General features: G+C 54.9%; 22 protein-coding genes. 15 read left to right on the top strand and 7 right to left on the bottom strand.

The annotated features are described in order from the left end of the window. Positions 1 to 163 precede the first annotated feature (163 nt). The 5 genes from fdhF to O3S68_RS07320 all read left to right on the top strand — a co-directional run bounded on the left by fdhF (position 164) and on the right by O3S68_RS07320 (position 6,252). On the top strand, positions 164 to 3,136 hold the full coding sequence (gene fdhF / locus O3S68_RS07340; protein ID WP_269231154.1) for a formate dehydrogenase subunit alpha: 2,973 nt from the start codon (positions 164 to 166) through the stop codon (positions 3,134 to 3,136). After that, a complete protein-coding gene (locus O3S68_RS07335; protein WP_097405823.1) occupies positions 3,136 to 3,615 on the top strand; it encodes a DUF1641 domain-containing protein in 480 nt (159 codons plus the stop codon). Before fdhF ends, O3S68_RS07335 begins: the two co-directional genes overlap by 1 nt. After that, on the top strand, positions 3,615 to 4,991 hold the full coding sequence (locus tag O3S68_RS07330) for a cytochrome ubiquinol oxidase subunit I (protein ID WP_269231153.1): 1,377 nt from the start codon (positions 3,615 to 3,617) through the stop codon (positions 4,989 to 4,991). The genes O3S68_RS07335 and O3S68_RS07330 overlap by 1 nt, the downstream gene beginning before the upstream one ends. 1 nt (position 4,992) lies before the next feature. Then, positions 4,993 to 5,979, top strand: coding sequence for a cytochrome d ubiquinol oxidase subunit II (locus tag O3S68_RS07325; RefSeq protein ID WP_269231152.1), 987 nt, complete (start codon positions 4,993 to 4,995; stop codon positions 5,977 to 5,979). Between the two features lie 111 nt (positions 5,980 to 6,090). Further along, a complete protein-coding gene (locus O3S68_RS07320; protein WP_016495717.1) occupies positions 6,091 to 6,252 on the top strand; it encodes a hypothetical protein in 162 nt (53 codons plus the stop codon). Positions 6,253 to 6,484: 232 nt separating this feature from the next. On the opposite strand, the gene O3S68_RS07315 is transcribed toward O3S68_RS07320, so the two are convergent. Continuing rightward, positions 6,485 to 7,090, bottom strand: a complete 606-nt coding sequence (locus tag O3S68_RS07315) for a TetR/AcrR family transcriptional regulator (RefSeq protein WP_269231151.1) — start codon at positions 7,088 to 7,090, stop codon at positions 6,485 to 6,487. A 108-nt stretch (positions 7,091 to 7,198) separates the two neighbouring features. Here O3S68_RS07315 and O3S68_RS07310 point away from each other — a divergent pair, with 108 nt between their 5' ends. Continuing rightward, the gene (locus O3S68_RS07310) at positions 7,199 to 7,600 is read left to right on the top strand and encodes a RidA family protein (RefSeq protein ID WP_016495719.1); all 402 of its coding nucleotides are present in this window, start codon (positions 7,199 to 7,201) and stop codon (positions 7,598 to 7,600) included. A 43-nt stretch (positions 7,601 to 7,643) separates the two neighbouring features. Here O3S68_RS07310 and katG read toward each other — a convergent pair whose 3' ends face one another. Beyond that, positions 7,644 to 9,827 (bottom strand): catalase/peroxidase HPI, encoded by a 2,184-nt coding sequence (katG, locus tag O3S68_RS07305; protein ID WP_269231150.1) that lies wholly within the window; start codon positions 9,825 to 9,827, stop codon positions 7,644 to 7,646. 631 nt (positions 9,828 to 10,458) lie between these two features. Here katG and O3S68_RS07300 point away from each other — a divergent pair. Both O3S68_RS07300 and O3S68_RS07295 read left to right on the top strand, forming a co-directional pair. Further along, entirely contained in the window at positions 10,459 to 11,205 is a 747-nt protein-coding gene (locus tag O3S68_RS07300; protein ID WP_269231149.1) for an OBAP family protein, read from the top strand. Between the two features lie 18 nt (positions 11,206 to 11,223). Continuing rightward, on the top strand, positions 11,224 to 12,051 hold the full coding sequence (locus O3S68_RS07295; RefSeq protein ID WP_097405828.1) for an MBL fold metallo-hydrolase: 828 nt from the start codon (positions 11,224 to 11,226) through the stop codon (positions 12,049 to 12,051). Positions 12,052 to 12,087: 36 nt separating this feature from the next. Here O3S68_RS07295 and O3S68_RS07290 read toward each other — a convergent pair whose 3' ends face one another. Together O3S68_RS07290 and O3S68_RS07285 are read right to left on the bottom strand one after the other, a co-directional pair. After that, positions 12,088 to 12,963 carry a manganese catalase family protein gene (locus O3S68_RS07290; RefSeq protein ID WP_269231148.1) on the bottom strand — a complete coding sequence of 292 codons (876 nt, stop codon included), beginning with the start codon at positions 12,961 to 12,963 and terminating at the stop codon, positions 12,088 to 12,090. A 27-nt stretch (positions 12,964 to 12,990) separates the two neighbouring features. Next, complete coding sequence (locus O3S68_RS07285; RefSeq protein ID WP_016495724.1) at positions 12,991 to 13,497, bottom strand: ferritin-like domain-containing protein; 507 nt, start codon at positions 13,495 to 13,497, stop codon at positions 12,991 to 12,993. A gap of 679 nt (positions 13,498 to 14,176) precedes the next feature. Between O3S68_RS07285 and O3S68_RS07280 the strand changes: the two genes are divergently transcribed. The 5 genes from O3S68_RS07280 (at position 14,177) to O3S68_RS07260 (ending at position 19,544) form a co-directional block, all read left to right on the top strand. Further along, positions 14,177 to 14,962: an HAD family hydrolase gene (locus O3S68_RS07280; protein ID WP_269231147.1), complete on the top strand. Its 786-nt coding sequence runs from the start codon at positions 14,177 to 14,179 to the stop codon at positions 14,960 to 14,962. Between the two features lie 123 nt (positions 14,963 to 15,085). After that, positions 15,086 to 15,541 (top strand): MarR family transcriptional regulator, encoded by a 456-nt coding sequence (locus O3S68_RS07275; RefSeq protein ID WP_016495726.1) that lies wholly within the window; start codon positions 15,086 to 15,088, stop codon positions 15,539 to 15,541. A 22-nt stretch (positions 15,542 to 15,563) separates the two neighbouring features. Beyond that, a complete protein-coding gene (locus O3S68_RS07270) occupies positions 15,564 to 16,742 on the top strand; it encodes an efflux RND transporter periplasmic adaptor subunit (protein ID WP_160269826.1) in 1,179 nt (392 codons plus the stop codon). 10 nt (positions 16,743 to 16,752) lie between these two features. Next, the gene (locus tag O3S68_RS07265) at positions 16,753 to 18,288 is read left to right on the top strand and encodes a DHA2 family efflux MFS transporter permease subunit (RefSeq protein WP_016495728.1); all 1,536 of its coding nucleotides are present in this window, start codon (positions 16,753 to 16,755) and stop codon (positions 18,286 to 18,288) included. Positions 18,289 to 18,308: 20 nt separating this feature from the next. After that, the gene (locus O3S68_RS07260; protein WP_269231146.1) at positions 18,309 to 19,544 is read left to right on the top strand and encodes an MFS transporter; all 1,236 of its coding nucleotides are present in this window, start codon (positions 18,309 to 18,311) and stop codon (positions 19,542 to 19,544) included. Between the two features lie 59 nt (positions 19,545 to 19,603). On the opposite strand, the gene O3S68_RS07255 is transcribed toward O3S68_RS07260, so the two are convergent. From O3S68_RS07255 to O3S68_RS07245, 3 genes are all read right to left on the bottom strand, one after another. Then, positions 19,604 to 20,413, bottom strand: coding sequence for a hypothetical protein (locus O3S68_RS07255; RefSeq protein WP_269231145.1), 810 nt, complete (start codon positions 20,411 to 20,413; stop codon positions 19,604 to 19,606). A gap of 156 nt (positions 20,414 to 20,569) precedes the next feature. Continuing rightward, complete coding sequence (locus tag O3S68_RS07250; RefSeq protein ID WP_097405835.1) at positions 20,570 to 21,316, bottom strand: MerR family transcriptional regulator; 747 nt, start codon at positions 21,314 to 21,316, stop codon at positions 20,570 to 20,572. A gap of 100 nt (positions 21,317 to 21,416) precedes the next feature. After that, positions 21,417 to 22,640 (bottom strand): diguanylate phosphodiesterase, encoded by a 1,224-nt coding sequence (locus tag O3S68_RS07245; RefSeq protein WP_016495732.1) that lies wholly within the window; start codon positions 22,638 to 22,640, stop codon positions 21,417 to 21,419. Positions 22,641 to 22,973: 333 nt separating this feature from the next. On the opposite strand from O3S68_RS07245, the gene ycgZ reads away from it, so the two are divergent. Continuing rightward, entirely contained in the window at positions 22,974 to 23,213 is a 240-nt protein-coding gene (ycgZ, locus tag O3S68_RS07240; RefSeq protein ID WP_016495733.1) for a regulatory protein YcgZ, read from the top strand. A 147-nt stretch (positions 23,214 to 23,360) separates the two neighbouring features. Continuing rightward, positions 23,361 to 23,669: a hypothetical protein gene (locus tag O3S68_RS07235; protein ID WP_045509656.1), complete on the top strand. Its 309-nt coding sequence runs from the start codon at positions 23,361 to 23,363 to the stop codon at positions 23,667 to 23,669. Positions 23,670 to 23,705: the final 36 nt, after the last annotated feature.

Below are 23,705 nucleotides of genomic sequence, written 5' to 3'. Positions count from 1 at the left end.
CAGGGATGCAGAATGTATCTTGCCGTTTGGCTCGCCGCTCACGCGGCAACTACTTTTAAATTTCATAACCGATACGTCACCCTGAACAGGAACGACTTTTGCCAGTTCACTGAGCTGTCGAACCGGGGAGTGCGCGTACAGCGTTTTTTGGTGAGGAAGCAAGATGAGCCTGCAAAAATGTACCGTCCTGTACGACGGTAGGGCGCTGGTTGGCCCCGAAAATGTCCCGCTGATCGATTTTCTTGAAACCTGTAATATCACGCTACCCCATGTTTGCTACCACCCGGCGCTCGATCCGTTACAGACCTGTGATGTGTGCTGGGTCGAACAGGCGGGGAAGCTGGTGCGCGGCTGTACGCTGCGAAGCCATGACGGGCTGGTGATTAACTCGCTGGACAGCCAGGCGCGGGCGGCGCGCGAAGAGGGCATGGATCGTCTGCTGGCTAAACATGAACTTTATTGTACCGTGTGCGAACACAATACTGGCGACTGTACATTGCATAACACCATGGTGGATATGCACATTCCTATTCAGCGCTACCCGTATACGCGTAAGCCTTACGTTAAAGATCACTCCAACCCGTTTTACATCTACGATCCGGATCAATGCATATTATGCGGGCGCTGCGTGGACGCCTGTCAGAATGTGGAAGTCAACGAAACGCTGAGCATTGATTACACCATGGAGCATCCACGCGTGCTGTGGGACGGGGGGAATCAAATTGCCGGTTCGAGCTGTGTTAGTTGCGGGCATTGTGTGACGGTCTGCCCGTGCAATGCGCTGCTGGAAAAAAGCATGCAGCCGGATGCCGGGCCCTTTACCTCGATGCGCCAGTCGCTCAAACGTCCGCTGATCGATGTGATCAAAGTGCTGGAGAATTCCACCGGCGCCGAAATTATCTCCGGTATTTCGGTGATGGATACCGCGTTACGCCAGCAGGAGATCAAACGCACCAAAACCGTCTGCACCTATTGCGGCGTCGGATGCAGCTTTGAAATGTGGACCCGCGACCGCCAGCTTCTGAAAGTGCAGCCGGTGGTTGATGCGCCGGTAAATGGCATCTCCACCTGTGTTAAGGGCAAATTCGCGTGGGATTTCATTAACAGCCCGCAGCGCCTGACCACGCCGCTGATCCGCGAAAATGACCGTTTTCGCCCGGCAAGCTGGGAGGAAGCCTTAACCCTTGTCGCCAGCCGCTTATTACAGACCCGTGATCAGTACAGCCCGGACAGTATTGGTTTTATCGGCTCCAGTAAAGGCAGCAACGAAGAAGCGTATCTGACGCAAAAAATTGCCCGCGCCATTATTGGCACCAACAGCGTGGATAACTCATCGCGCTACTGCCAGAACCCGGCCACGGAAGGGCTGTTTCGCACGGTGGGCTATGGTGGCGATGCCGGGACAATTGACGATCTGCAACAGGCCGAACTGGTGATTATCGTCGGCAGCAACACGGCGGAGAACCATCCGGTGATCGCCTCACGCCTGAAAGCGGCAAAAAAACACCGCGGGCAAAAATGGCTGGTGGTCGACCCAAGACGCCACGAAATGGCGGAACGCGCCGACCTGCATTTACGCATTCATCCCGGCAGCGATCTGGTATGGGCATCGGCAATGGCGCGTTATATGTTTGACCACGGTTATGAAGATGCGGCATTCCTCGCGGAACGTGTCAACCAGGTTGACGCCTATCGCCAGTCGCTAACCCCGTTTACGCTGGATTACGCCGCGCAAATCACCGGCATACAGGAAGAGACACTGCGCGAAGCGGCAGAGTTGATCGGCAAGGCGGGTAGCGTCTGCATTATGTGGGCGATGGGCATCACGCAGCACAGCCACGGCGCAGACACCAGCACCGCGTTATCCAACCTGTTACTGGTGACCGGCAACTATGGCCGACCCGGCACCGGCGGCTACCCGATGCGCGGACATAACAATGTGCAGGGCGCCAGCGACTTTGGCTGCCTGAAAAATTTCTACCCTGGCTATGAATCGGTCAGTGATCCACAGATCCGCGAAAAATGGGCCAAGGCCTGGGGCGTACCGGCTGAGCGCCTGTCGCTTAACGTCGGGCAGGACAACTTTATGATGGTTGAACTGGCGCGCAAGGAGGTGATCCGTGCCATGTACGTCATTGGCGAGGAAACCGCTTTTTCCGACGCGGACGCAGAAAATGTGCACCAGGGTTTTACCAACCTCGATTTTCTGGTGGTGCAGGATCTGTTTCTTAGCCGCACGGCGCAGTTTGCTGATGTGGTGTTGCCTGGCTGTCCGAGCGTGGAAAAAGAGGGGTCGTTTGTAAACACTGAGCGGCGAATTCAGCGCTTCTACCCGGTAATGGAGCCGCTCGGCGACAGCCGCCCGGACTGGTGGATCCTCACGCAACTGGCGGCCCGTATGGGCCATGACTGGGGCTATCAACACCCGCAGGAGATCATGGCGGAAGTAGCGGGCATTGCCGAAAGCTTTGCCGGTGTCAGCTATTCACGTCTTGAGGGCTGGAAATCGCAAATCTGGCCGGTCAACGCCGATGGCAGCAGCACACCGCTGCTTTATACCGAACGCTTTAAATCCCCCGACGGGCGCGCCACGCTTTATCCGCTGAGCTGGCAACCGCCCGCTGAAGAGGCAGATGCCGAATATGATTTGTTACTCAACAATGGCCGGATGCAGGAGCATTTCCAGTCCACCAACCAGAGCGGGCAGGGCGGGCGCACCACCAGTCTTTCACCGGACTGGTTTGTGGAAATCAGCCCGCAGCTGGCGAGCGCGCGCAGCTTGCAGGAAGGCGACTGGGTAAAACTTATCTCCCGGCGCGGAGAAGTTGAGGTGCCGGTGGTGGTGACCGATCGCGTTCAGGGGAAGGTGCTGTTTATCTCTATTCATCAGGGTAAAGATGGCATTAACCAACTCACTGGCGAACACCACGATCCGTCGGTCAATACACCTGCCTATAAAGAGCTGGCCGTGCGCCTTGAAACGCTGGATCGCCCACCGCTGCCCGACCCGCTACCGAAGCACAATTTCCGCCACGGTAAACGTACCCCGATTGACAAGGTGCCAGTGGAAGAGAAATGGCGACGCGAAGATTACCGCGAACCGCCAGCAACCGAACCCCACCCGGAGAAATTCTGATGGCAAAAGCGATTGATTATCAGCCGGAACCGGCAAAGATTGGCCCCGATGCCCATGAAGAACTGGCGCGGCTGCTGGAGTCGCTGCATCAGCATGGCGTGCTGCGCCTGGCAAATGATTTGGTAGGAGCCAATCAGGAGATCGCGCAGGTGCTGGTTAACGGCTTACAGCGCGAAGGCACGCTCAATGCGATACAGAATATCGCGGTGCTGCTGCTCGCGCTCTCCAGCATTCCACCGGAGAAAATGTACAAACTGGCCTTTGGCCTGCGCGATATGGCCGATGCGCTAAGCCAGCCTGCCGGGGCGGGTGAGCATACCGCTCCGGGTCTGCAAGGGGCGTGGAAGATGCTGCAGGACGAGGATCTGTGGCATGCCCTGCAACCCCTGCTTACCGGGATGAAAGCCTTCGCGCGGCGCATGGAGCAACCGGTTGATAAGCCGATCTCCGCGTGGACCGGTAAACCCAGCGACGCATAATGAACGAGGAAACCGCACTGTTGCTGGCGCGCGGCCAGTTTGCTTTTACCATCGGCTTTCACATTGTGCTGGCGGCTTTTTCCATTGGTCTGGCGCATTTTTTGATGTTCCTTGAGGCGATGTGGCTCTGGCGCAAGCAGCGGCTCTGGCTGTCGCTGTGGCGCTACTGGAGCAAAATTTTTGCCCTTAACGTGGCAGTGGGCGTGGTCACCGGCGTGGTGATGGAGTTCGCTTTCGGGACGAACTGGAGCGGACTTGCCAGCCGCGCGGGGGCAGTGCTCGGCCCGATGATGTATATGGAAGTGCTGGTCGCGTTCTTTCTTGAAGCGGGGTTTATGGGCGTGGTGCTTTTCGGCATGGGCAAAGTCCGGCCGTGGGTGCATTTTATGGCGACCTGTATTGTGGCGCTTGGTTCGCTGTTCAGCGCGTTTTGGATCCTTGCGGCCAACTCATGGATGCAAACGCCGGATGGCTTCGCCGTGGCGGCCGATGGTCGCTTTGTGCCGGTCGACTGGTGGGCGGCGATTATCAACCCGTCATTTCCCTGGCGCATGGCACATATGGTGGTGGCGGCAATGTTGGGCACGGCGTGCCTGGTGGCGGCCTGCGGGGCGTGGCATCTGCTGCGCGAGGCGCGACATCCGGCGGCGCGCCAGATGTTCTCACTGGGCCTGTGGATGCTGGTGGTGATGGCACCGGTACAGATCGTGCTTGGCGATCTGCATGGCGAAAACACGCGCGACCATCAGCCGATAAAACTGGCGGCGATGGAAGGCGCGTGGGATCCACCGCCGCCGGGCGAAGGCGAGCCGCTGCGATTATTTGCGCTGCCGGACATGCAACAGCGCCGCAATTTATACGAAGTCGCCATTCCCGATATCGGTTCGCTCTACTTGCGGCACAATCTTGAAGGGCGCATTCACACGCTCAACCAGTACCCGGCGGAAGCGTTGCCGTGGGTGCCGGTGGTGTTCTGGTCGTTTCGCGTGATGGTCGGGCTTGGCATCGTCATGGCGGCTGCGGGCATGGCCGGGCTGGTGGTGCGCCTGCGGGGGCGTTTGTGGCGGGCACGCTGGTTACAACGCGTGATGGTGCTACTGGCACCCGCCGGATTTATCGCCATGCTCGCAGGCTGGCTGGTGACGGAAGCGGGGCGTCAGCCCTGGACCGTTTACGGCTTGCTGCGCACCTCGCACAGTGTGGCGCCGGTTTCACCTGAACTGGTGCTGGGCTCGTTGCTGGTGACCGTGGTGGTTTATATCGCGCTTTTTGCGCTGGGGCTGTGGTTTTTGCTGAAACTGATGTCGCGCTTACCGGCGAGGCATGAAAAGAGTGCCATGCCTGAGGTCGCCGAACGCACCGGGAAGGGGACGTGATATGCCGGATATTTTAGGTTTGCCCTGGCTTGATGCGCTTTGTGCCGCGGCGCTGGCGCTCAGTTTGCTGATCTATGTTCTGCTTGATGGCACGGATTTGGGCACCGGCATCCTGTGCGCCTTTCAGCGCAGCCCGGAGTCGCGTCATATTATCAACCTCTCTTTACTGCCGGTCTGGGATGGCAACGAAACCTGGCTGGTGCTCACGGCGGGTGGCTTGCTGGGGCTTTTCCCGCTGGCGTACGGCATCATCCTCAGCGCGCTCTATATCCCGGTGTTTGTGATGTTGTTGGCGCTGGTGATGCGCGGCATGGCAATTGAGTACCGCCACTATGCGCCACGGCTGTTTGACCTGATGCTGGTGGCTGGTTCGCTACTGGCGGCGCTGGCGCAAGGGATTATTGTGGGCGCGCTGTTGCAGGGAATTGCTACCGATGGGCGCCAGTTTACCGGCAGCGGTTTTGAGTGGCTGCGTCCTTTTCCATTCTATTGCGGCCTTGCGCTGGTCTGCGGATATAGCCTGATGGGGGCAGGGTGGATAATCTGGCGCTGTACCGGCGAGCTGGAAACGTGGGGGCGGCGGGTGATGCCGTGGCTCGCCATCGGCACCGGGTTGCTGCTGGCGGGGTTGCTGGTGTGGAGCGCGCAGTTGCACGAAACCTGGCGACAGCATCTGTTTAACCCGTGGCTGTGGTTACCACTCTCGTTGGTGGCTGCACTGGCAGTTGCGTTGTTATGGCTGGGGCTGATATTGCGGCGGATATTTCTACCGCTGGCGGCGGTGCAGGTGATAGTCAGTTGTGCTTTTTGTGCGCTGGTGTTTACGCTTTTTCCCTGGATAGTGCCACCTGTTCTCAGCATTACGCAAACCGCCGCGCCACCGGCCACGCAGCGATTTCTGTTGGTGATGTTTGCGCTACTGGTGCCCGTAACGTTGCTTTATAACAGCTGGGTTTTTCGCATCTTCAGTGGAAAAATTGCAGGTTAGTTCGGCAAAACAGGCTATAAAGTAAAGGCGAGATTTACAGTAAGCAACAGCATGCGCGGAGACTTATCCATGGCTATAGCAAAAGCTTATAATTTAAAGCAGGCATATCAAATGATTAGCTCAGGTAAGCACCAGGAAGTTGAGCTGGCTTTTGATGTCGATGCGGATACGTTTTTTATGCTCTCGGCAAACTACGGCAACAGCGGGGCGAAGATTGCCCGTCACGATAACCATTTTGTGCTCAGGCTGGAGAAAGAAGCCGCTTCAGGTTGAACACACTCGGGTAGCATGCTTCACCAGTGGCACAGGAGTGCAGGCGACGGGCGTATTATTCGCCACCGACGCCGTGTCATCTCTGCGTTATATTTATCCCTTTTAATAGCCGCGAGCCCTGCCACTGACTCTGTTTTCTCCGGCTTGCGGCTTCATTTGTTGTTACCCTGATTTCGCGGCGGCGCACTTTGCCGCCACGCTAAAACTCGTTATCTACCCATTATTCCCGGCATTACGCCGGGTTTTTTTTCTCTGCGCGCAGCCCGTTGGCCAGCAAGCAAAACGCGTTAATAACTTTGGGTAACGTCTGTTGCGGGTTATCACTGGCGGCGACCCATAACGCGGCATTCAACGCCGCGCCGTTGAGCAAACGCGCGGCGGATTCCACATCCACCTCTTTCATCTCGCCGTTTGCCACCATGTCAGCAACGGCGATACGGGTGGCCTGCAGGCAGGCATTCTGGCTTGGCCAGCGCGAAGGATCGCCAAGAAACGCCGGGCCATCAAGCAACACAATGCGCTGAATTTCCGCATCGAGCGCCATTTCGATATAGGCGACACCTTCAGCCAGCAGCGCATCCCAGGCATTATCGGTGGCTTGCGCGCACATCTTCGCGCGCTGCGCCATTTCGCCATCAACCTGCGCCACCACGGCGGCAAGTAAGCCCTGTTTATCGCCAAAGTTGTGATACAGCGCCCCGCGCGTTAAGCCCACGCTGGCGGTCAGTTCATCCATTGATGCCGCCGCAAAGCCTTTTTCGGCAAACGCCTTGCGTGCTGCGGCGATAAGTTTGGCGCGATTCTCTTCCATGGTTTGCGCGCGACGTTTTACGGCCATGTTGACTCTCTTTGAAATACATCGCGTATGTGAATTGACATACGCAGTGTATGTGGATTAACTTCATATACGAAGTGTATCTCAAATCAACCAACAAAAGGTAACTCTATGATCCCACGCGAACCCGTTTTTCCCGCTCATCGCCATGCGTTGTATGAACAACATGGTTACTCCGCCGCGATACGCTCCGGCGATCTGCTGTTTGTTTCCGGTCAGGTTGGCAGCCGCGCCGATGGCAGCCCGGAGCCCGATTTCGCGGCACAGGTGCGTCTTGCGTTCGACAATCTCCAGGCCACGCTGGCGGCGGCGGGGTGTACTTTTGATGATCTGATTGATGTCACCACCTTTCATACGGACCCGGAAAACCAGTTCGCCACCATTATGCAAGTCAAACAGGCGCTTTTCCCGCAGCCGCCGTATCCCAACTGGACAGCCGTGGGCGTGAACTGGCTGGCGGGTTTTGATTTCGAAATTAAGGTGATTGCGCGCATTCCTGAACGCGCGGCATAAAAAAGCCTGCGACAGATCGCAGGCTTGAGGATAAAGAGCGGGATTAGAGCAGATCGAAGCGATCGAGATTCATCACTTTTGTCCAGGCGGCAACAAAGTCGGTGACGAATTTCTGTTTACCGTCGGCGCTGGCGTAAACTTCCGCCAGCGCGCGCAGTACCGAGTTGGAGCCAAACACCAGGTCGGCGCGCGTGGCGGTGTATTTCACCTCACCGCTCTTGCGATCGCGGCCTTCAAACAGCTCTGATTTCTCGTCGGTGGCTTTCCATGCGGTGCGCATATCGAGCAGGTTAACGAAGAAATCGGTGCTCAGTACGCCCGGCTGGTCGGTAAAGACGCCGTGCTTACTGCCGTCATAGTTCGCACCCAGTACGCGCAGGCCGCCAACCAGCACGGTCATTTCCGGCGCGGTGAGCGTCAGTTGCTGCGCTTTATCAATCAGCAACGTTTCGGTGCTGATTCCATCCCACACGCGGCGATAGTTGCGGAAGCCATCGGCCAGCGGCTCCATCAGTGCGAAAGAGTCCACATCGGTTTGATCCTGACGCGCATCGACACGCCCCGGCGTAAACGGCACATTAACCTGCACACCGGCCGCTGCCGCTGCTTTTTCAACGCCAACCACGCCCGCCAGCACAATCACATCCGCCAGCGAGGCTTTCGCCAGCGTTTTCTGAATACTTTGCAACGCGGGCAGGGCTTTCGTGGCGATAGCGTTCACTTCCCAGCCATTTTGCGGTGCCAGCGCCAGACGCGCGCCGTTCGCGCCGCCGCGTTTATCGCCGCCACGGAAGGTGGAGGCAGACGCCCAGGCGACTGAAATCAGTTCGCTCACCGACAAGCCGGATTCGGCAATCGCCGCTTTCAGATTAGCGATATCAGCACCGTTCGGCTGATGAACCGCCGCAGGCAGCGGATCCTGCCAAATCAGATCTTCTTTTGGCACTTCCGGGCCGATGTAGCGTGATTTTGGCCCCATATCGCGGTGGGTCAGTTTGAACCAGGCGCGGGCAAAGGCTTCATTAAACGCCTGTGGATCGTTGAGGAAACGGCGCGAAATCTTTTCAAATTCCGGGTCGAAACGCAGCGTCAAATCGGTTACCAGCATGGTGGGCTTGCGTTTTTTCGCCGGGTCGAACGGATCAGGGATATTTTCCGGGGCATCTTTCGCTTCAAACTGGATAGCACCCGCCGGGCTGCGGGTTTGCACCCACTCATATTTGAACAGGTTTTCGAAAAAGTAGTTGCTCCACTGGGTGGGTGTTTGCGTCCATGCCACTTCCAGACCGGAAGTGATGGCATCTGGGCCTGCACCGCTACCGTAGCTGCTCATCCAGCCCAGACCCTGCGCTTCCAGCGGCGCGGCTTCCGGCTCTGGCCCGACATGGTTATCCGGCGTGGCGGCACCGTGGGTTTTGCCCAGCGTATGACCACCGGCGATCAGCGCGACGGTCTCTTCATCGTTCATGCCCATATTGCCGAAGGTGGCGCGAATGGCAGAGGCTGCAGAAACGGGCTCGCCGCTGGCGTTCGGGCCTTCCGGGTTAACGTAAATCAGCCCCATCTCGGTTGCGCCAATCGCGGCCTGCGCCAGGCTTTCCGGGTGGCGGTGGCTTAGCCACTCTTTTTCATTACCCCAGTCGACATCCATATCCGGTTCCCAGACATCTTCACGCCCGGCACCAAAACCAAAAGTGCGGAAACCGGCATTTTCCAGCGCCACGTTGCCCGCCAGAATAATCAGATCGCCCCAGGAGATTTTTTGACCATATTTTTGTTTTACCGGCCACAGCAGACGACGCGCTTTATCAAGGCTGACGTTATCCGGCCACGAGTTGAGCGGTGCAAAGCGCTGCTGACCACGACCTGAACCCCCGCGACCATCGACGGTGCGATAGGTGCCGGCGCTGTGCCAGGCCATGCGAATAAACAGGCCGATATAACTGCCCCAGTCTGCTGGCCACCACTCCTGGGAATCGGTCAGCACATTGCGGATATCAGCTTTGAGCGCGGAATAATCGAGCTTTTTGAACTCTTCGCGGTAGTTAAAATTTTCACCCAGCGGGTTAGAACGGTTGGAGTGTTGGTTTAGCAAATCTACGCGTAACTGGTTCGGCCACCAGTCGCGGTTACTGGTTACCGGGCCTGCACTTTTTTCGCTGCTTTTGTTATGAAAGGGGCATTTCTCGACGGATGACGAGAGGGATTGATCGTCTGACGTGCTCATATCGGGCTCCATTTGCTTGTGTTCTGTCGTTACGATATACACTGCTTCCTGATAAAGGTATTTGAATGAATCTACAGATTTGATAGTTAATACCTTTCTATAAAATGGTAAAAACTTGACGCAAATCGCTTAACTGCGCTACCCACTCCTAAACATTAGCAATTCCACCACTACCGTTACGGTTTTTTTCCGGGCGTAGCGCATTTTTTGTGACCACGTCACCACGGTACAGCAGGCGCTACCTGCAAGCGTATGGAACACAGGTGTGTATTCTCTCTTTGAAATTAAACGCCAACGTTTTGACGAAATATATCCATCCCGGCGTCCGGAATAATTTTCTGATGATTTATCTGCGCAATGTTAATTTAATCGACCGAAACGGAATGGCTAATAAGCACGCTATGTAGCGACTGCATTTCGCTGCGTTTGCTCAATAAGAAAGAGATTACGGCAATGCATTTTTTGCCAGCGTGGGGGAAGGGTTGTGGATAATCTTATGTAGAGAACGACATTTTTTCTTTTTTACCGTTTCGCTAATAATGACGTAACGGCACATTATCACAATATAACTGGCCGAATACGCAGCATACGCTACCCTGATTATTCCACCTGACTTTAAGGAAAAAGATCAATGCGTCTGGCTTTACATCTTATTATTCCCCTGATGCTTGTTGGCTGTGGCGCCAATAATAGCGAACCGCAAACGGCTATACCTGGCGAGAAAACTTCCGGAAAAATGAAAACCCTCGAAACAGGCGCAGCGCTAATACAATCTCGCCCGCCGATTGAGGCAATAAGTGCTTACCTTGATGGCTTTCATTTTTATAACGGCGATCGACAAGGGCAAATGGAAGCCCATCATTATGTCACCGTGTTAAATAACGATGTCATGCAGGCGGTGATTTATGACGGTAATACCGCAAATGCACGGCTGATGGGCGTGGAATACATCATCAGTGAGCGACTTTTCAAAACGCTGCCGCCCGAGGAGAAAAAACTCTGGCATAGCCACCGTTATGAAGTGAAATCCGGCTCGCTTATTGCGCCGGGTTTACCGGCCGTCGCCGAAAAAGCCTTGATGAGCAATATCGTGAATACCTACGGCAAGACCTGGCATACCTGGCACACTGAACGTGATCAGACGCTGCCGCTGGGCGTGCCCGCGCTAATGATGGGATTTACACAAGATTGGCAACTCGATCCGGCGCTGCTTGCTGACCGCGATCGCCGTTTTGGCGTGAGCACCCCGGCTATCAGGCAGCAGCGCGCAGACCTGCCAGCGCACCCGGTGGCACAGGGCGCGGATGCGTGGGAACAGGGGCAGGTAATTCAAATCAAGCCCGTTACGCTCTCTGAAGGTACACATGCGCATAAATAACGCTCGCGGAGGGCAAACGTGATTATTCATCATCTTAATTGCGGCTGTATGTGCCCACTCGGCGGCGCGCTGTATGACGGTTTCAGCAAAGGTGTGCATGCGCATCTGGCGTGTCACTGCCTGCTGCTTGAAACACAACGCCACGGTCTGGTGCTGGTGGATACCGGCTTCGGCACCACCGATATGCGCCAGCCCCGGCGCAATATCCCGGCCTTTTTTCGCCTGTTGAACAATATCCAGCAGCGGGAAAACTTAACGGCGCTGGCCCAGGTTGAGGCGTTAGGGTTTAAGGCTGCAGATGTGCGGCATATTGTATTGACCCATCTGGATTTTGACCACGCCGGCGGCCTGACCGATTTCCCGCAGGCGCAGATCCATCTCTTACAGCGCGAAATCGACACTGCGCAGCAGCGGCACAGCTGGCTGACACGCGAACGCTATCGTCCCGGCCAGTGGCAGGGCGTATCGGGCTGGCAGGGGTATGCCGCCGAAGGCGAGAAGTGGTACGGCTTTGATGCCGTGACGGCCCTGCGTGGGTTGCCGCCGGAGATTTTGCTTATCCCGCTCGCTGGTCACACGCTGGGTCATGCCGGTATTGCCATTCAGCATCCCGCTGGCTGGCTACTGCACGGCGGTGACGCCTGGTTTTACCGGGGGGAAATCGGGGGGACGGAGCGCCACTGCACGCCGGGGCTGCGTTTTTATCAATGGATGATGGCGATGGATAACGCAGCCAGAAGGGTTAACCAGCAACGTCTGCGCGAGCTGGCGTTAACGCATGGCGAGGAGATCCGGCTGTTTTGTAGCCACGATGCGCAGGAGTTGCGTGCGTTACAACGCCGATAAAAAAAAGCATCTGCAAGGCAGATGCTTTCGGGATGCTTATTTCGGCTGGGGTTCACCGCTACCGAGGTCGGCGCCGGTGATGGGATCCACAGTCGGATCGGATTTGGTGCGTTCGGCCATCGCTTTTACCAGCGCCAGTTGTTCCGGGCTGAGCGTCGTGGTGGCGGAGCCGTCACCGCCGTCGACCGCCGGTTGTGGATCGGCGACATAGTCAAAGTTCTCATCGCTGTTCCAGCTACCGCGCGGATCGTCACCTTCCGACATGTTGTAGTAGACGTTGGTGTACTGTTCGATTGGCGGTAATTTTCCTGGCGGGAAATTATTGCGAATCGAGTAGAGCGCCTTCTCAAAAGAGAGCATATGCGCGGCTTCACGGGTCATCAGGAAACCTAACGCGTCTTTTACCCCCGGATCGTCGGTGACATTGATTAGGCGCTCGTAAATAATTTTCGCGCGCGCTTCGGCGGCGATATTCGAACGCAAGTCGGCGGTCACTTCGCCAATCGTATCAATATAAGCGGCGGTCCACGGGACACCGGCGGAGTTAGTCAGCGCGGGGCCGCCGCCGTACAGCAGCGACGTTATATGGCTGTCGTTACCGTTTTCGGTTAACGAGCGATACAGCTCCGCCTCACTTTCGGTGCCTTCTGCCAGCTCGCCTTTTGCCCCTTTATTGAGCATGCCGACCAGCGAACCGATAATTTCCAGATGGCTGAGCTCTTCTGTCGCGATGTCCATCAACATCTCTTTGCGACCGGCGTCTTCATCACCCAGCCCCTGGGTGAAATAGCGGCATGCCGCAGCCAGTTCCCCTTGCGGGCCGCCAAACTGTTCAAGCAGCAGGTTGGCCAGCCCTGGATTCGGTTCACTGACGCGCACGGTGTATTGCAGTTGCTTTACATGACGAAACATTGCTTGCCTCCTGAAAAATAAAATTTATTATTTTTTAGCTTCCACGCCTTCCGCTGCGCTGCGCAGCAAAAATTGTTCTGTCACATCCGGAATATGATTGAGTGCCCATTCGGCCATTGCTTTTTCTTCCGCCAGGATCTGTTTGAAAATATCGATGCTGGCGCTGTCACCGGCTTTTTCAGCCGCGGCGATAAGCGAGGTATAACAGGCAATTTCAAATTGTTCGAAGACGTAGCTACTGATTGCGCCTTTAACGATTTCATCCGGTGCAAACATGCCACCAAATGATTGACCCATCGCCGCCATTTTGCTGGTGGCATCTTTCATTAACGAACGGTTAATATCGTTACGATCCATCACCGTTTCCAGCAATTTTATTTGCCCTTGCGTTTCCGTTAAATGTTGCTCAATTCGTGCGCGTAAATCGGGGTAATTATCGATGCGGCTGCTCATGGCATTAAGCATTGACTCAGCTTGTTTTTCCATGGCATGTGCATCGCGTAACCAGTCGTGATAATTTTCTTGAGGTGTCATATCTGATCCTTTCATGGTTGAGTGGATAAGCAAAATAGGGCACTGCCGCTGTTATCAGCAGTTATACGATTAATAAAAAATATCAGGGGAAGTTATGCGGCGTTTATTAACGCGAGATGAATTAAATAGACAAATATTAATCCTGATATCCTTCCTGCTTTATATTTACATGCCAGCGTGTGTCGCTTGATATTAAATTTAGACACTGACCTCATTTAGTCAAACCGAGGCGTAAACAGGTTGGGTTGAATATATTTTTTGCTCGCCGTTTCGCTTGTTATTATTTTTTAAAAAATAAATTTTCATTAATATTAATAACTTAACGGCATGCACTTTCGTTTTCATTAATCACCTGTGTCACTATCACTCATTTTTGGCAGGTATAGCTGGCTTTTTCGTGGCCTTTTTTGACATTTCTTTACGTTTGGCAAGCGGCTACACGCGTGATATTCAGCAAGTTTAAGAACTATCTCAGCCCTCGCGCCCGCCGAAAGGGTTGCCGCCGAATGCACTGTTGAACCGCTCCATTCGCGGCGTTAAAAAAGAGAGTGATGCCTTACCTGACAGGTGCATGCGGCATATGCCCGTTTTTACTTTTCCATATGAGGATTATTGCTAATCAGAATGATGTTCAGGGCGCTGATGGCTCGTTACCCTGTTAGCCCACGAGGAGAACATCATGAAACAACTGGAAAATGCCCATGCCGCGACTTTCCGCGCAGTACGTTTTGTCCTGACGGACATGGACGAAACCCTGACATACCAGGGAAAACTGGCTGCTGCCACCTACCAGGCACTGGAACAGTTACAACACGCGGGGATCAGCGTTATTCCTGTGACCGCCGCACCGGCTGGCTGGTGCGATCAAATGGCGCGAATGTGGCCGGTGGCAGGGGTGATTGGCGAAAACGGCGGGCTTTTTTATCGCCGCGCACGGGAGGGGATTGCGCGTCACTACTGGCACGACGCGCAGGCGAAACTGACACCACAATTAGCGCATATTATTGACGACGTAAAACGCCAGGTTCCCACGGCCACGCTGGCTGATGACCAGCCCTTTCGACTGACCAGTATTGCTTTTTCCCGCACGGCGGATGACGAACAAAACGCCGCCATCATCAACTGCATGCGCAGTCATGGAGCCAGTGTCACGGTCAATAATCTCTGGCTTCTCGGCTGGCTGGGCGGTTACGACAAGCTGGTGATGGCGCGAAAAGTGCTGCGCGAACACTACAACCTCGACATCGATAGCGACCCTGACTCGGTGCTTTATACCGGTGATTCACTCAATGATGCACCGATGTTTGCCTTTTTCCGCCATTCGGTAGGCGTCAGTACCGTGATGGAGTGCCTTGATGCGCTGCCCCAGGCGCCTGCCTGGATCACGCGTGGGCCGGGTGGGGCCGGGTTTGTCGAAGCAGCGAATGCAGTGCTCGCTTCACAAGCTATAAAATCAACGTGTTAAGTTGATCTTCACCACCCGGAACACCATCACGCACTGACAAAACGTGCGCTTATCTTGACAATTCATTGACAGTTCACTGCCTGGTCAGTAATTTCATTTGTAATTACTGACCAGGCAAATATCATGACTAACGCTGCGGATATTCCCAACCCAAAACTGCACCTCGGTTTGTTGATTCATCTGGCAAACCAGTTCAAAGACCAGCTTATTAGCCAGTACTTTTCTGCTGCGGATATCACCGCTGCACAGTTCAAGGTATTGATAAGTATCTATAAAGGCTTCAATAGCCCGGTTGAAGTGAGCAAAAATCTGCTGATGGACGCCGGGGCGATGAGCCGCATGCTTGAGCGCATGGTCAAGCGCGATCTGATTGTGCGCACCACCAACCCGGAAGATAAACGCCAGGTCATTCTCGAATTGACCGACAAAGGGCGCGTGATTTGTGACCGATTTCAGAATGAGGCGCTGGCCTCGATTCTCAGTACGATGACCAGGCGTCTGACCGCCGACGAGTCGCGGCTGCTGGTTGAACTGCTGATAAAAATGTTGCCGGACGAGGCAACCCGCCCACATCGCTAAGCTGTCCTGAAAAGGTATCAAGATGCAAACTTCATCTGCACAACCCGAACGCGCGCCGAGCAAACGTAAGCGCAACTTCGCTATCCTGTTCGTTGTTTTGCTGCTTATCGCCGCAGGCTGTCTGGCCTGGTATCTGTTATATGCCCGTTACTACGAAAGCACTGACGATGCGTACGTCAACGCCAACCTGGTGACCTTAACGCCGCAAATCGGCGGGACGGTGACGCAGGTTTCCGTTGATGAAGGCGATTATGTCGAAAAAGGGCAGCCGCTGGTGTTGCTGGATCCGAGTGACACCGAAATTGCCCTGCAACAGGCAGAAGCGAACCTGGCCAGCACTGTGCGCCAGGTGCGCGGCTTGTACAGCACGGTCGATAACTACCGTGCGCAGGTTGCGGCGAAACAAACCGCGTTGCAAACCGCGCAGAACGACTATGCGCGTCGGCAAAAAATCGCTACCAGCGGCGCGATTTCCGTTGAGGATTTAGCGCACTACCGCGATGCGGTCGCCACGGCGAAAAGCGATCTGGCGGCGGCGCAACAGGCGTTAAGCACTAACCTGGCAATGACCGATGACACGGTTATCGACAGCCATCCGGAAATCAAAAGCGCGATTGCCACGTTGCGCCAGCGTTACCTCGATAACGCGCGCAGCACCATTGTTGCGCCGGTAAGCGGCTTTGTCGCGAAACGCGCGGTACAACTGGGGATGCGCGTCGATTCCGGCACCACGCTGATGTCGATTGTGCCGCTGGATCAGGTGTGGGTGGACGCCAACTTTAAAGAGAGCCAGATGAATACCATGCGTCTGGGGCAGAAAGTGACGCTGACCGCCGATCTCTACGGTGACGATGTGGAGTACCACGGCACCATTGAGAGTCTGGGCATTGGCACCGGCAGTGCGTTTTCGCTGCTGCCGGCGCAAAACGCCAGCGGGAACTGGATCAAAATCATCCAGCGTTTGCCGGTGCGCATCACCCTTGACCCGCATGACATGCAGAAACATCCGCTGCGCGTGGGGCTGTCGATGTTTGCCCGCGTGGATATTCGTAACGCCGATGGCGATCTGCTGCCGCCCAAAACGGTTGCTGCGCCGCGCTTCACTACCGACGTTTACCAGAACGCACTGGAGAACGCCGATCAACTGGTGGCGAAAATTCTTCATGACAACAGCCAGGCGGTAGCGTCCGGCGCCCGCTAAGAGAGACGTTATGCAAGATAAGTCGGCGTTTACGCCACCGAGCCTGTTGCTGGCGACGATTGCGCTGTCGCTGGCAACCTTTATGCAGGTGCTGGATACCACCATCGCGAACGTTGCGCTGCCGACCATCGCCGGTAACCTTGGCGTCAGTTCGGATCAGGGCACCTGGGTGATTACCTCGTTCGCGGTGTGTAATGCTATTGCGCTGCCGCTGACCGGCTGGTTTACCCGTCGCTTTGGTCAGCTCAAGCTGTTTGTTGGTTCGGTGGCGCTGTTCACTCTGACCTCGTTTCTGTGCGGGTTCGCCCACAGCATGACCGAGCTGATTATCTTCCGCGCGCTGCAGGGCTTTTTTGCCGGGCCGATGTTCCCGATGTGCCAGACGCTATTGCTGGTGATTTTCCCGACCAGCAAACGCAGTATGGCGCTGGCGTTGCTGTCGATGGTGACCGTGGTCGCACCGATTGTCGGGCCGATTACCGGCGGCTGGATCACCGACAATTACTCGTGGCCGTGGATCTTCTATATCAACGTACCAATAGGGATTTTCGCCGCCATCGTGGTCTGGACACAGCTGCGCGAGCGCGAAGAAACCACCTCTCATTCGCCGATCGATTACATCGGCATTGCGTTGCTGGTGCTCGGCGTGGGCCTGTTGCAGGTGGTGCTGGATAAAGGCAACGACATGGACTGGTTCAACGCCACGGAAATCATCGTTATGTCGGTACTTTCCGCCATTGCGCTGGCGTCGTTTGTCATCTGGGAACTGGGGGAGCAGCACCCGATTGTGAACCTGCGGCTGTTTAAAGATCGCAACTTCGCCATCGGCACCGCAACGCTGACGCTCGGTTACGCGGCCTTTTTCGCCATTAACATTATCCTGCCGCAGTGGCTGCAAACCCAGATGGGTTATACCGCCATCTGGGCCGGGCTTGCCGCCGCGCCGATGGGCTTTTTACCGCTGCTGTTAACACCGTTTATCGGTCGCTACGCCCATAAAGTGGATCTGCGCCTGCTGGCGTCGTTGTCGTTTCTGACCATGGGCGCATCCTGCCTTATCCGCGCGCAGTTTAATACCAGTGTCGATTTTCGCACCGTGGCGGAAGTGCAGATGTTTATGGGTATCGGCGTGGCGTTTTTCTTTATGCCGATCACTACCATTGTGCTGTCGAATCTGCACGGTGCCGAAGTGGCGGAAGGCTCCGGGCTGGCAACCTTTTTCCGCGTGCTGGGCGGCTCGTTTGCCTCGTCGCTCACCACCTGGATCTGGTCGCGCCGCGAGGTTTACCATCATGCTAACCTGACGGAAAGCGTCTCCGTGTATAACCCGGCGGCCACTGATTATCTGCATAAAATGGGCGGCGTGACGCAGCAACACCTGGCGGCGGTGGATAAAACCATTGAACAGCAGGCCTATATGCTGTCGACCATCGACTATTTCTGGCTGTTGGGCTGGGGATTTCTGGCGCTGGTGGTGGTGATTTGGTTTGCCCGCCCGCCGTTTGTGCGTTCCGGTGCGCCGGGCGCGCCGTCGGCAGGACACTAATAACAGAGATGGAATAACCTATGGCTCCGGTGTTACCAGGCAGTGATGGTCGTTTATTGCAGCATCGTTCTTTTGTTGCCTTCTGGCTGGCGCGAACCAGCTCCAGCTTCGGTTTTCAGATGTTATCTATCATCGTCGGCTGGCAAATTTACTCCCAGACACAGAGCGCGTTCTGGCTGGGGATGATTGGTCTGGTGCAGTTTATTCCCTCGTTAACGCTGGCGCTGCCTGCCGGGCATATCGCCGACCAGTTTGACCGCCGTCGCGTGGTGCTGCTGGCGCAGATTCTCGAGTGGCTGGCCATCGCCGCGCTGGCGTGGTTAACGTGGCAGGGCGATGCCAGCGTGTGGGTGATTCTGGCGCTTATCTTCGTTATCTCTTGCGCCAAAACCATTGAGTCGCCATCGATGATTTCGATGTTGCCAGCGCTGGTGCCGCTCTCCATTTTACCGCGAGCAACGGCCGCGAATGCGGTTTCCGGCCAGGCGGCGCAGATTGTCGGCCCGGCGCTGGGCGGTTTTCTCTACGCGGCGGGGGCCGATGTGGTGTACAGCGTTACCGCCGGACTCTATCTGGTGTCGCTGTTGCTGGTGATGACGCTGCGGTATGAACAGGCGCAGCCGCCGCGCACGCCGGCGACGCTATCTTCGCTGTTTGCCGGCGTTGGGTTTATCCGCAACCGCCCGGATGTGCTGGGGGTGATTTCGCTCGATCTGTTTGCCGTACTGCTCGGCGGCGCGACCGCGCTGCTGCCCATTTTCGCCCATGATGTGCTGCATACCGGGCCGCTTGGTCTGGGCTTGCTGCGTAGTGCGCCAGCCGTTGGTGCGCTGCTGGTGGGCTTCTGGTTAAGCCACCGCGCATTGAGGCGCAATGTCGGCATGATCATGTTTATGTGTGTGGCAGGGTTTGGCGTGGCGACGCTGGTGTTCGCCTTCTCAAGCTGGATGTGGCTGTCGTTGCTGGCGCTGTTCGCGCTCGGCGGTTTCGACATGGTGAGCATGGTGATCCGCGGTTCGCTGGTGCAACTCGATACCCCAGACGAGATGCGCGGGCGGGTGAACGCGGTTAACTCCATTTTTATCAACACCTCTAACCAGCTCGGCGAATTTGAATCCGGTATGCTGGCGGCGTGGCTTGGCGCGGTGCCTGCGGCGGCGATTGGCGGTGTCGGCACGTTGATTGTGGTAGCCCTCTGGATGAAGTGGTTCCCCGGTTTGCGCCACCGCCAGCGGCTGGAAAGTGATATGGGGTAGGTTAATCAGCCCGGTTTACGCCGGGCTCTGTTCAGGGAAAATATTGCCTGGCAGAATGGTTAACCCTGAGCAGCCGCGGGTTCGTTCTCTTCGGCCGTGGCGGAGGGAAGATTCAGAAACGCCATTATCTTTTCTATATCCTCTTTAGAGAATGATTGCGTTTGCCGTATTATTGCTTCAATAAAATCTTCGGATGCATTAGTCATATATATTTTTTTCGCCAACGCACGTCCCGGATTACGTTCATCAAAATCAAACAGTTTGTGAAGGGTGCTTTGAACTTTCTCCGGATCGTTTAAAGCTTCCAGGTTAGTGCTTATATTCCCGGAAATAACAGCCAGCCGCGCGGCAAGCGAAATAATTTCCTGGCGAACAGAGGAGGAGAGTTGTCGGGTATTGCTGAGAGATTTTTGGGCGTTATCAAGTTGAAATTGGGCTTTTGCAAGATCAGCTTCAAGCGCCAGCGTTTTTTTGAGCGTCTTTGTTCTGCCTGCATTGATACGATCCATAAACCATTGCCATGCGGCATTTGCGACGCGATCTGACCAGTTAACACCAATGCGTACAAAAGAGGAGAGTAAATTAACAACAAAATCCAGTACCGGCATGGCTATAGACATGCCAAAACCCACCACCAGCGGCCAGTAAAAATAGTTATGCGAGAAATGGTAAGCGCTGGTGATATTTTTAAGGAGGGTTTCTATTTTCTCATCCGACATGGCGATAAGTAATATGTGCTTCCAGTTAAACGCGACCAGTGAGCACAATAAATAGATATACACTGGCCCTTTTAATCGGCTGGAAATAATATTACTGGCAAAACCCGTTATCTGTTCCTTCAAACCTGAATCTGATGCTTTTTCCGTCACAATGCTCCCCTTATTAATATTATTTTCTGTGCGAACTGGCGAAGCGATTATAACCACAGCTGATGATCTCCGCGATCATCAGGAGTAGTGGGGAGACAAAACGGTTTTCAGCAAACCGATAGCGACAGAGAAGCAAGGCTGAATTGAACGCCAGTCTCAGATGCTTTCTGCCTTGCCGCTATGGTGAGCGATAGCAAACCCCTGTTCCCGCCAGTGGGCAAGCTGCTGCGCCTGGCTGCGCGTGAGCGGTTTGCCGGTCCAGACAAACAGATGCTGGCCGGGAAAAAATTCCGGGTGAGGGGAGTCGAGCGGTTCGGCGAGGACATCAATGCGCCAGCCCTGCTGTGACAGGCGCCATGCTTCGAGCCATAGATGGGTGCGATCGTCATTTCCCCAGGCGATCAGCAGCGCCGTTTTTGCTGCCTGTTCACGCGCGGTGGCAATGCCTGACGCGGCGAACTCCACTAATACGCCGTCCAGCAGGCTTAACACCACACGTGCGGTATTTTTATCGCGGCTGAGCCGCTGGCGTACCGGCACCAGTATGTCGTCGATAAGCACATCCGCTGCGTGTGTCTGACTCAAGGTGTGAAGGGTGGCGCGCAGCCGGGAGGGATTCACTTGTCGCAGCATCGACATCAACTCTTCCTGGAGTGACGCCCAGCTTGTTTGCCCGGCGAATTTGTTGTCGTCGAGCAAGGCTTTAACTTTGCTTACGGAAATGCCGTTATCGATCCAGCGCTTGATCTCCACAATGCGCTGAATGTCAGACTCATCGAATTGACGATGACCACCTTCACTGCGCTGCGGTTTTAACAGCCCATAGCGACGCTGCCAGGCGCGTAGTGTGACCGGGTTTATCCCGCAGCGTTCGGCAACCTCGCCGATACTATAAAAAGCCATAGCTCCCTCGTACTCTTTAACGCCAGTGTGCTCTTTTCACAGACTAAGTTAACTTTGCAAAGTTGTACAAATCCTTTTTTGTACAACTTCGCTGCACAGCTTATATCATCTCATCTCTTTTTTCTGGCCAGGCCACGGCCGGAATGCCGTTTACATCCGGGCGCGCGAAAAGGTGACCCTGGAACTGAGAAATGCCCGCCGATTCAAGCCACATCCACTCTTCCGCCTTTTCGACGCCGACGGCGGAAATAGCAATTTCCAGCGAGGTACAGCATTTGATAATCGCCTGAACAATGGCCTGACGGGAGCCACTTTTGTGCACGTCCGCAATCAGGGCACGGTTGATTTTGATTCGGTCCGGCTGGAATTGCGTCAGCAATACCAGCCCGCCAAACCCGGCACCGAAGTGATCGATTGCCACACGAATACCGGCACCTTTCAGCATTTTTACCGCCTGCGTAAACGCATCAATGCAAGAAAACACAGCGCTTTCGTTAAATTCCACGATGACCTGTTCAGGAACCAGCCCGTGCTCTTTAATCGCCTGCACAATAAATTCAGTGGCATCAGGCACCTTTACCAGCGTCATGGGCAGCAGATTTACCGAGAGCGTCTGCGTACCCAGCTTCAACGCCGCGGCCATCGCAAAAGCGACGCGCTTGCTTTGTAAATCGGCGGTGTAAATATCATCCCCGGCCATATCGTCGAACCAGTCCTGCGGCGAGCCGCCTACGCGGGTACGCAGCAGCGCTTCGACAGAGACAATCTGGCGGGCAAAGGGGTCAACAATAGGCTGGAAAGCAAAATGGCAGTCGGCACGGCTATCCGGGACGCCTGGCGGCAGGGGTATCGCGTTGCCATCGGCAATAAACTCCCAGGCATCGCCCGGTGGAATTTCGTAGTAGAACTCTTTCTCGCTGTCTTCGACGAAGGTCTGAAAGAACTGTAATGCGCGATCGCCGTAGGTCAGTTGGTATCGCGTTGTGCCTTTATCAAACACGGTCTGCAATACCGCTTCACGATCGTGATCGCGCAAGTCGAACAGCTCCATTCCGGTCTTACCGAAGCGCCTTGACGGCGCGTAGTCTCTGAGCACTTCGACCAAATTGTAATGGCGGTCATCGCCACAGATGTCCTGATAAATAGCCGTAACACTTTCTTCAGGTCCTTCAAGCAATTGAAAAAAATGGGTGCCATTAAATAGCAGGATCCCCGTCACGCTGGCCCGACCATTTTTGATATTGGCGGCTGCGACCATCTCTTCAAGCATCTTAAACGAGACATGGTCGTGCAGGTGGCTGCGGTAAATGATGGTGGTAAGCATAGGAGTTCCGGCGGGATATTTAGGAATATTTACCTTAGCAGAAGATAGCCAGGACGTTGTGCCGTTATTCCATTTATTTTCAAATAGTTCGCGTATGTCCGCAGGTGATTATGCAGAAATGTTAACAACTCAGCAGGCATCGATACAGGTAATTTGTACAAATCCGTCGCGTCCAAGAGCTTTTGTTTTTGTGTTAACTTGTTAATTTGTATGAATTTATTGAGTGTTTCTATAGGGGGCTAATTATTTTGTACAATTTCTATGTACATATTAGCAATCTTTGTATAACTTTAATTGTACTTTCCTGACTCATGGACTTTAGAGGATTAACAGATGCAACAGAATGGTTTTCTTCCAAACACAGCGAATGCTGTTACTCGCTACTTTGATAAAGCCACGCTGCCAACGCAGCAAGAAACATTGGGACGCATTGCAGTCGAGATCCTGACCGAAGGCCGCAATCTGAACCGTAAGGCTATTTGTACAAAATTGTTGTCGCGGCTTGAAAAAGCATCTGGCCCGGAAGAGGAGAGCCACTATCACACGCTGATTGGTTTGCTGTTTGATCGTTAAGATGAAAAGACTAATCGCGATAAATGACCTGGTTATTTGAGTCAATTCTCACGGGGCGCCATAAGCTCTGGCAGAACGCTACCACGTGAGAATTGGCTTCATGCCGCAATTGCACTTCGGCAACGGGCGGCAACCCGAGATGCAGTTATGAACAGTAGTGAAATAGAGCAACTGACAGATGAACTTATCGGAGTGGCCGTGTTGTCACTCCTGAAAGACAACTCTCCTATCAGCACCCAGGCCCTGATAGCCCGGCTGCGTTCGATGGAGAGCAGTGAACCTGACAGCCAACGGCGCAAGATGCTGGGGCGCATTATTGCCGAAATCAGCAATAACACGCTGGGCGAAATGCGCCATGGCGCAGACGCGGTAGGCATGGAATGGAATGAGGATCGCAGGGATAACATTTATCCACTGTTTGGCAACAAGCAGCCGGGCAGTAGTAAAAAACACTGACTGAAGTGCTGATAAGAATGAACTCAACATGGGGTA

It is taken from the genome of Kosakonia sp. SOY2, from assembly GCF_027109175.1.
In the GTDB taxonomy this organism is placed as follows: Bacteria; Pseudomonadota; Gammaproteobacteria; order Enterobacterales; family Enterobacteriaceae; genus Kosakonia.
The sequence above is the reverse complement of the archived record's forward strand: the minus strand, read 5'-3'. Positions and strand labels throughout refer to the sequence as shown.

Bases quoted from the DNA above. Each gene is read 5' to 3' on its own strand.
- fdhF (WP_269231154.1), top strand. From the start codon at position 164: ATGAGCCTGCAAAAATGTACCGTCCTGTACGACGGTAGGGCGCTGGTT.
- O3S68_RS07335 (WP_097405823.1), top strand. From the start codon at position 3,136: ATGGCAAAAGCGATTGATTATCAGCCGGAACCGGCAAAGATTGGCCCC.
- O3S68_RS07330 (WP_269231153.1), top strand. From the start codon at position 3,615: ATGAACGAGGAAACCGCACTGTTGCTGGCGCGCGGCCAGTTTGCTTTT.
- O3S68_RS07325 (WP_269231152.1), top strand. From the start codon at position 4,993: ATGCCGGATATTTTAGGTTTGCCCTGGCTTGATGCGCTTTGTGCCGCG.
- O3S68_RS07320 (WP_016495717.1), top strand. From the start codon at position 6,091: ATGATTAGCTCAGGTAAGCACCAGGAAGTTGAGCTGGCTTTTGATGTC.
- O3S68_RS07315 (WP_269231151.1), bottom strand. From the start codon at position 7,090: ATGGCCGTAAAACGTCGCGCGCAAACCATGGAAGAGAATCGCGCCAAA.
- O3S68_RS07310 (WP_016495719.1), top strand. From the start codon at position 7,199: ATGATCCCACGCGAACCCGTTTTTCCCGCTCATCGCCATGCGTTGTAT.
- katG (WP_269231150.1), bottom strand. From the start codon at position 9,827: ATGAGCACGTCAGACGATCAATCCCTCTCGTCATCCGTCGAGAAATGC.
- O3S68_RS07300 (WP_269231149.1), top strand. From the start codon at position 10,459: ATGCGTCTGGCTTTACATCTTATTATTCCCCTGATGCTTGTTGGCTGT.
- O3S68_RS07290 (WP_269231148.1), bottom strand. From the start codon at position 12,963: ATGTTTCGTCATGTAAAGCAACTGCAATACACCGTGCGCGTCAGTGAA.
- O3S68_RS07285 (WP_016495724.1), bottom strand. From the start codon at position 13,497: ATGACACCTCAAGAAAATTATCACGACTGGTTACGCGATGCACATGCC.
- O3S68_RS07280 (WP_269231147.1), top strand. From the start codon at position 14,177: ATGAAACAACTGGAAAATGCCCATGCCGCGACTTTCCGCGCAGTACGT.
- O3S68_RS07275 (WP_016495726.1), top strand. From the start codon at position 15,086: ATGACTAACGCTGCGGATATTCCCAACCCAAAACTGCACCTCGGTTTG.
- O3S68_RS07270 (WP_160269826.1), top strand. From the start codon at position 15,564: ATGCAAACTTCATCTGCACAACCCGAACGCGCGCCGAGCAAACGTAAG.
- O3S68_RS07265 (WP_016495728.1), top strand. From the start codon at position 16,753: ATGCAAGATAAGTCGGCGTTTACGCCACCGAGCCTGTTGCTGGCGACG.
- O3S68_RS07260 (WP_269231146.1), top strand. From the start codon at position 18,309: ATGGCTCCGGTGTTACCAGGCAGTGATGGTCGTTTATTGCAGCATCGT.
- O3S68_RS07250 (WP_097405835.1), bottom strand. From the start codon at position 21,316: ATGGCTTTTTATAGTATCGGCGAGGTTGCCGAACGCTGCGGGATAAAC.
- O3S68_RS07245 (WP_016495732.1), bottom strand. From the start codon at position 22,640: ATGCTTACCACCATCATTTACCGCAGCCACCTGCACGACCATGTCTCG.
- ycgZ (WP_016495733.1), top strand. From the start codon at position 22,974: ATGCAACAGAATGGTTTTCTTCCAAACACAGCGAATGCTGTTACTCGC.
- O3S68_RS07235 (WP_045509656.1), top strand. From the start codon at position 23,361: ATGAACAGTAGTGAAATAGAGCAACTGACAGATGAACTTATCGGAGTG.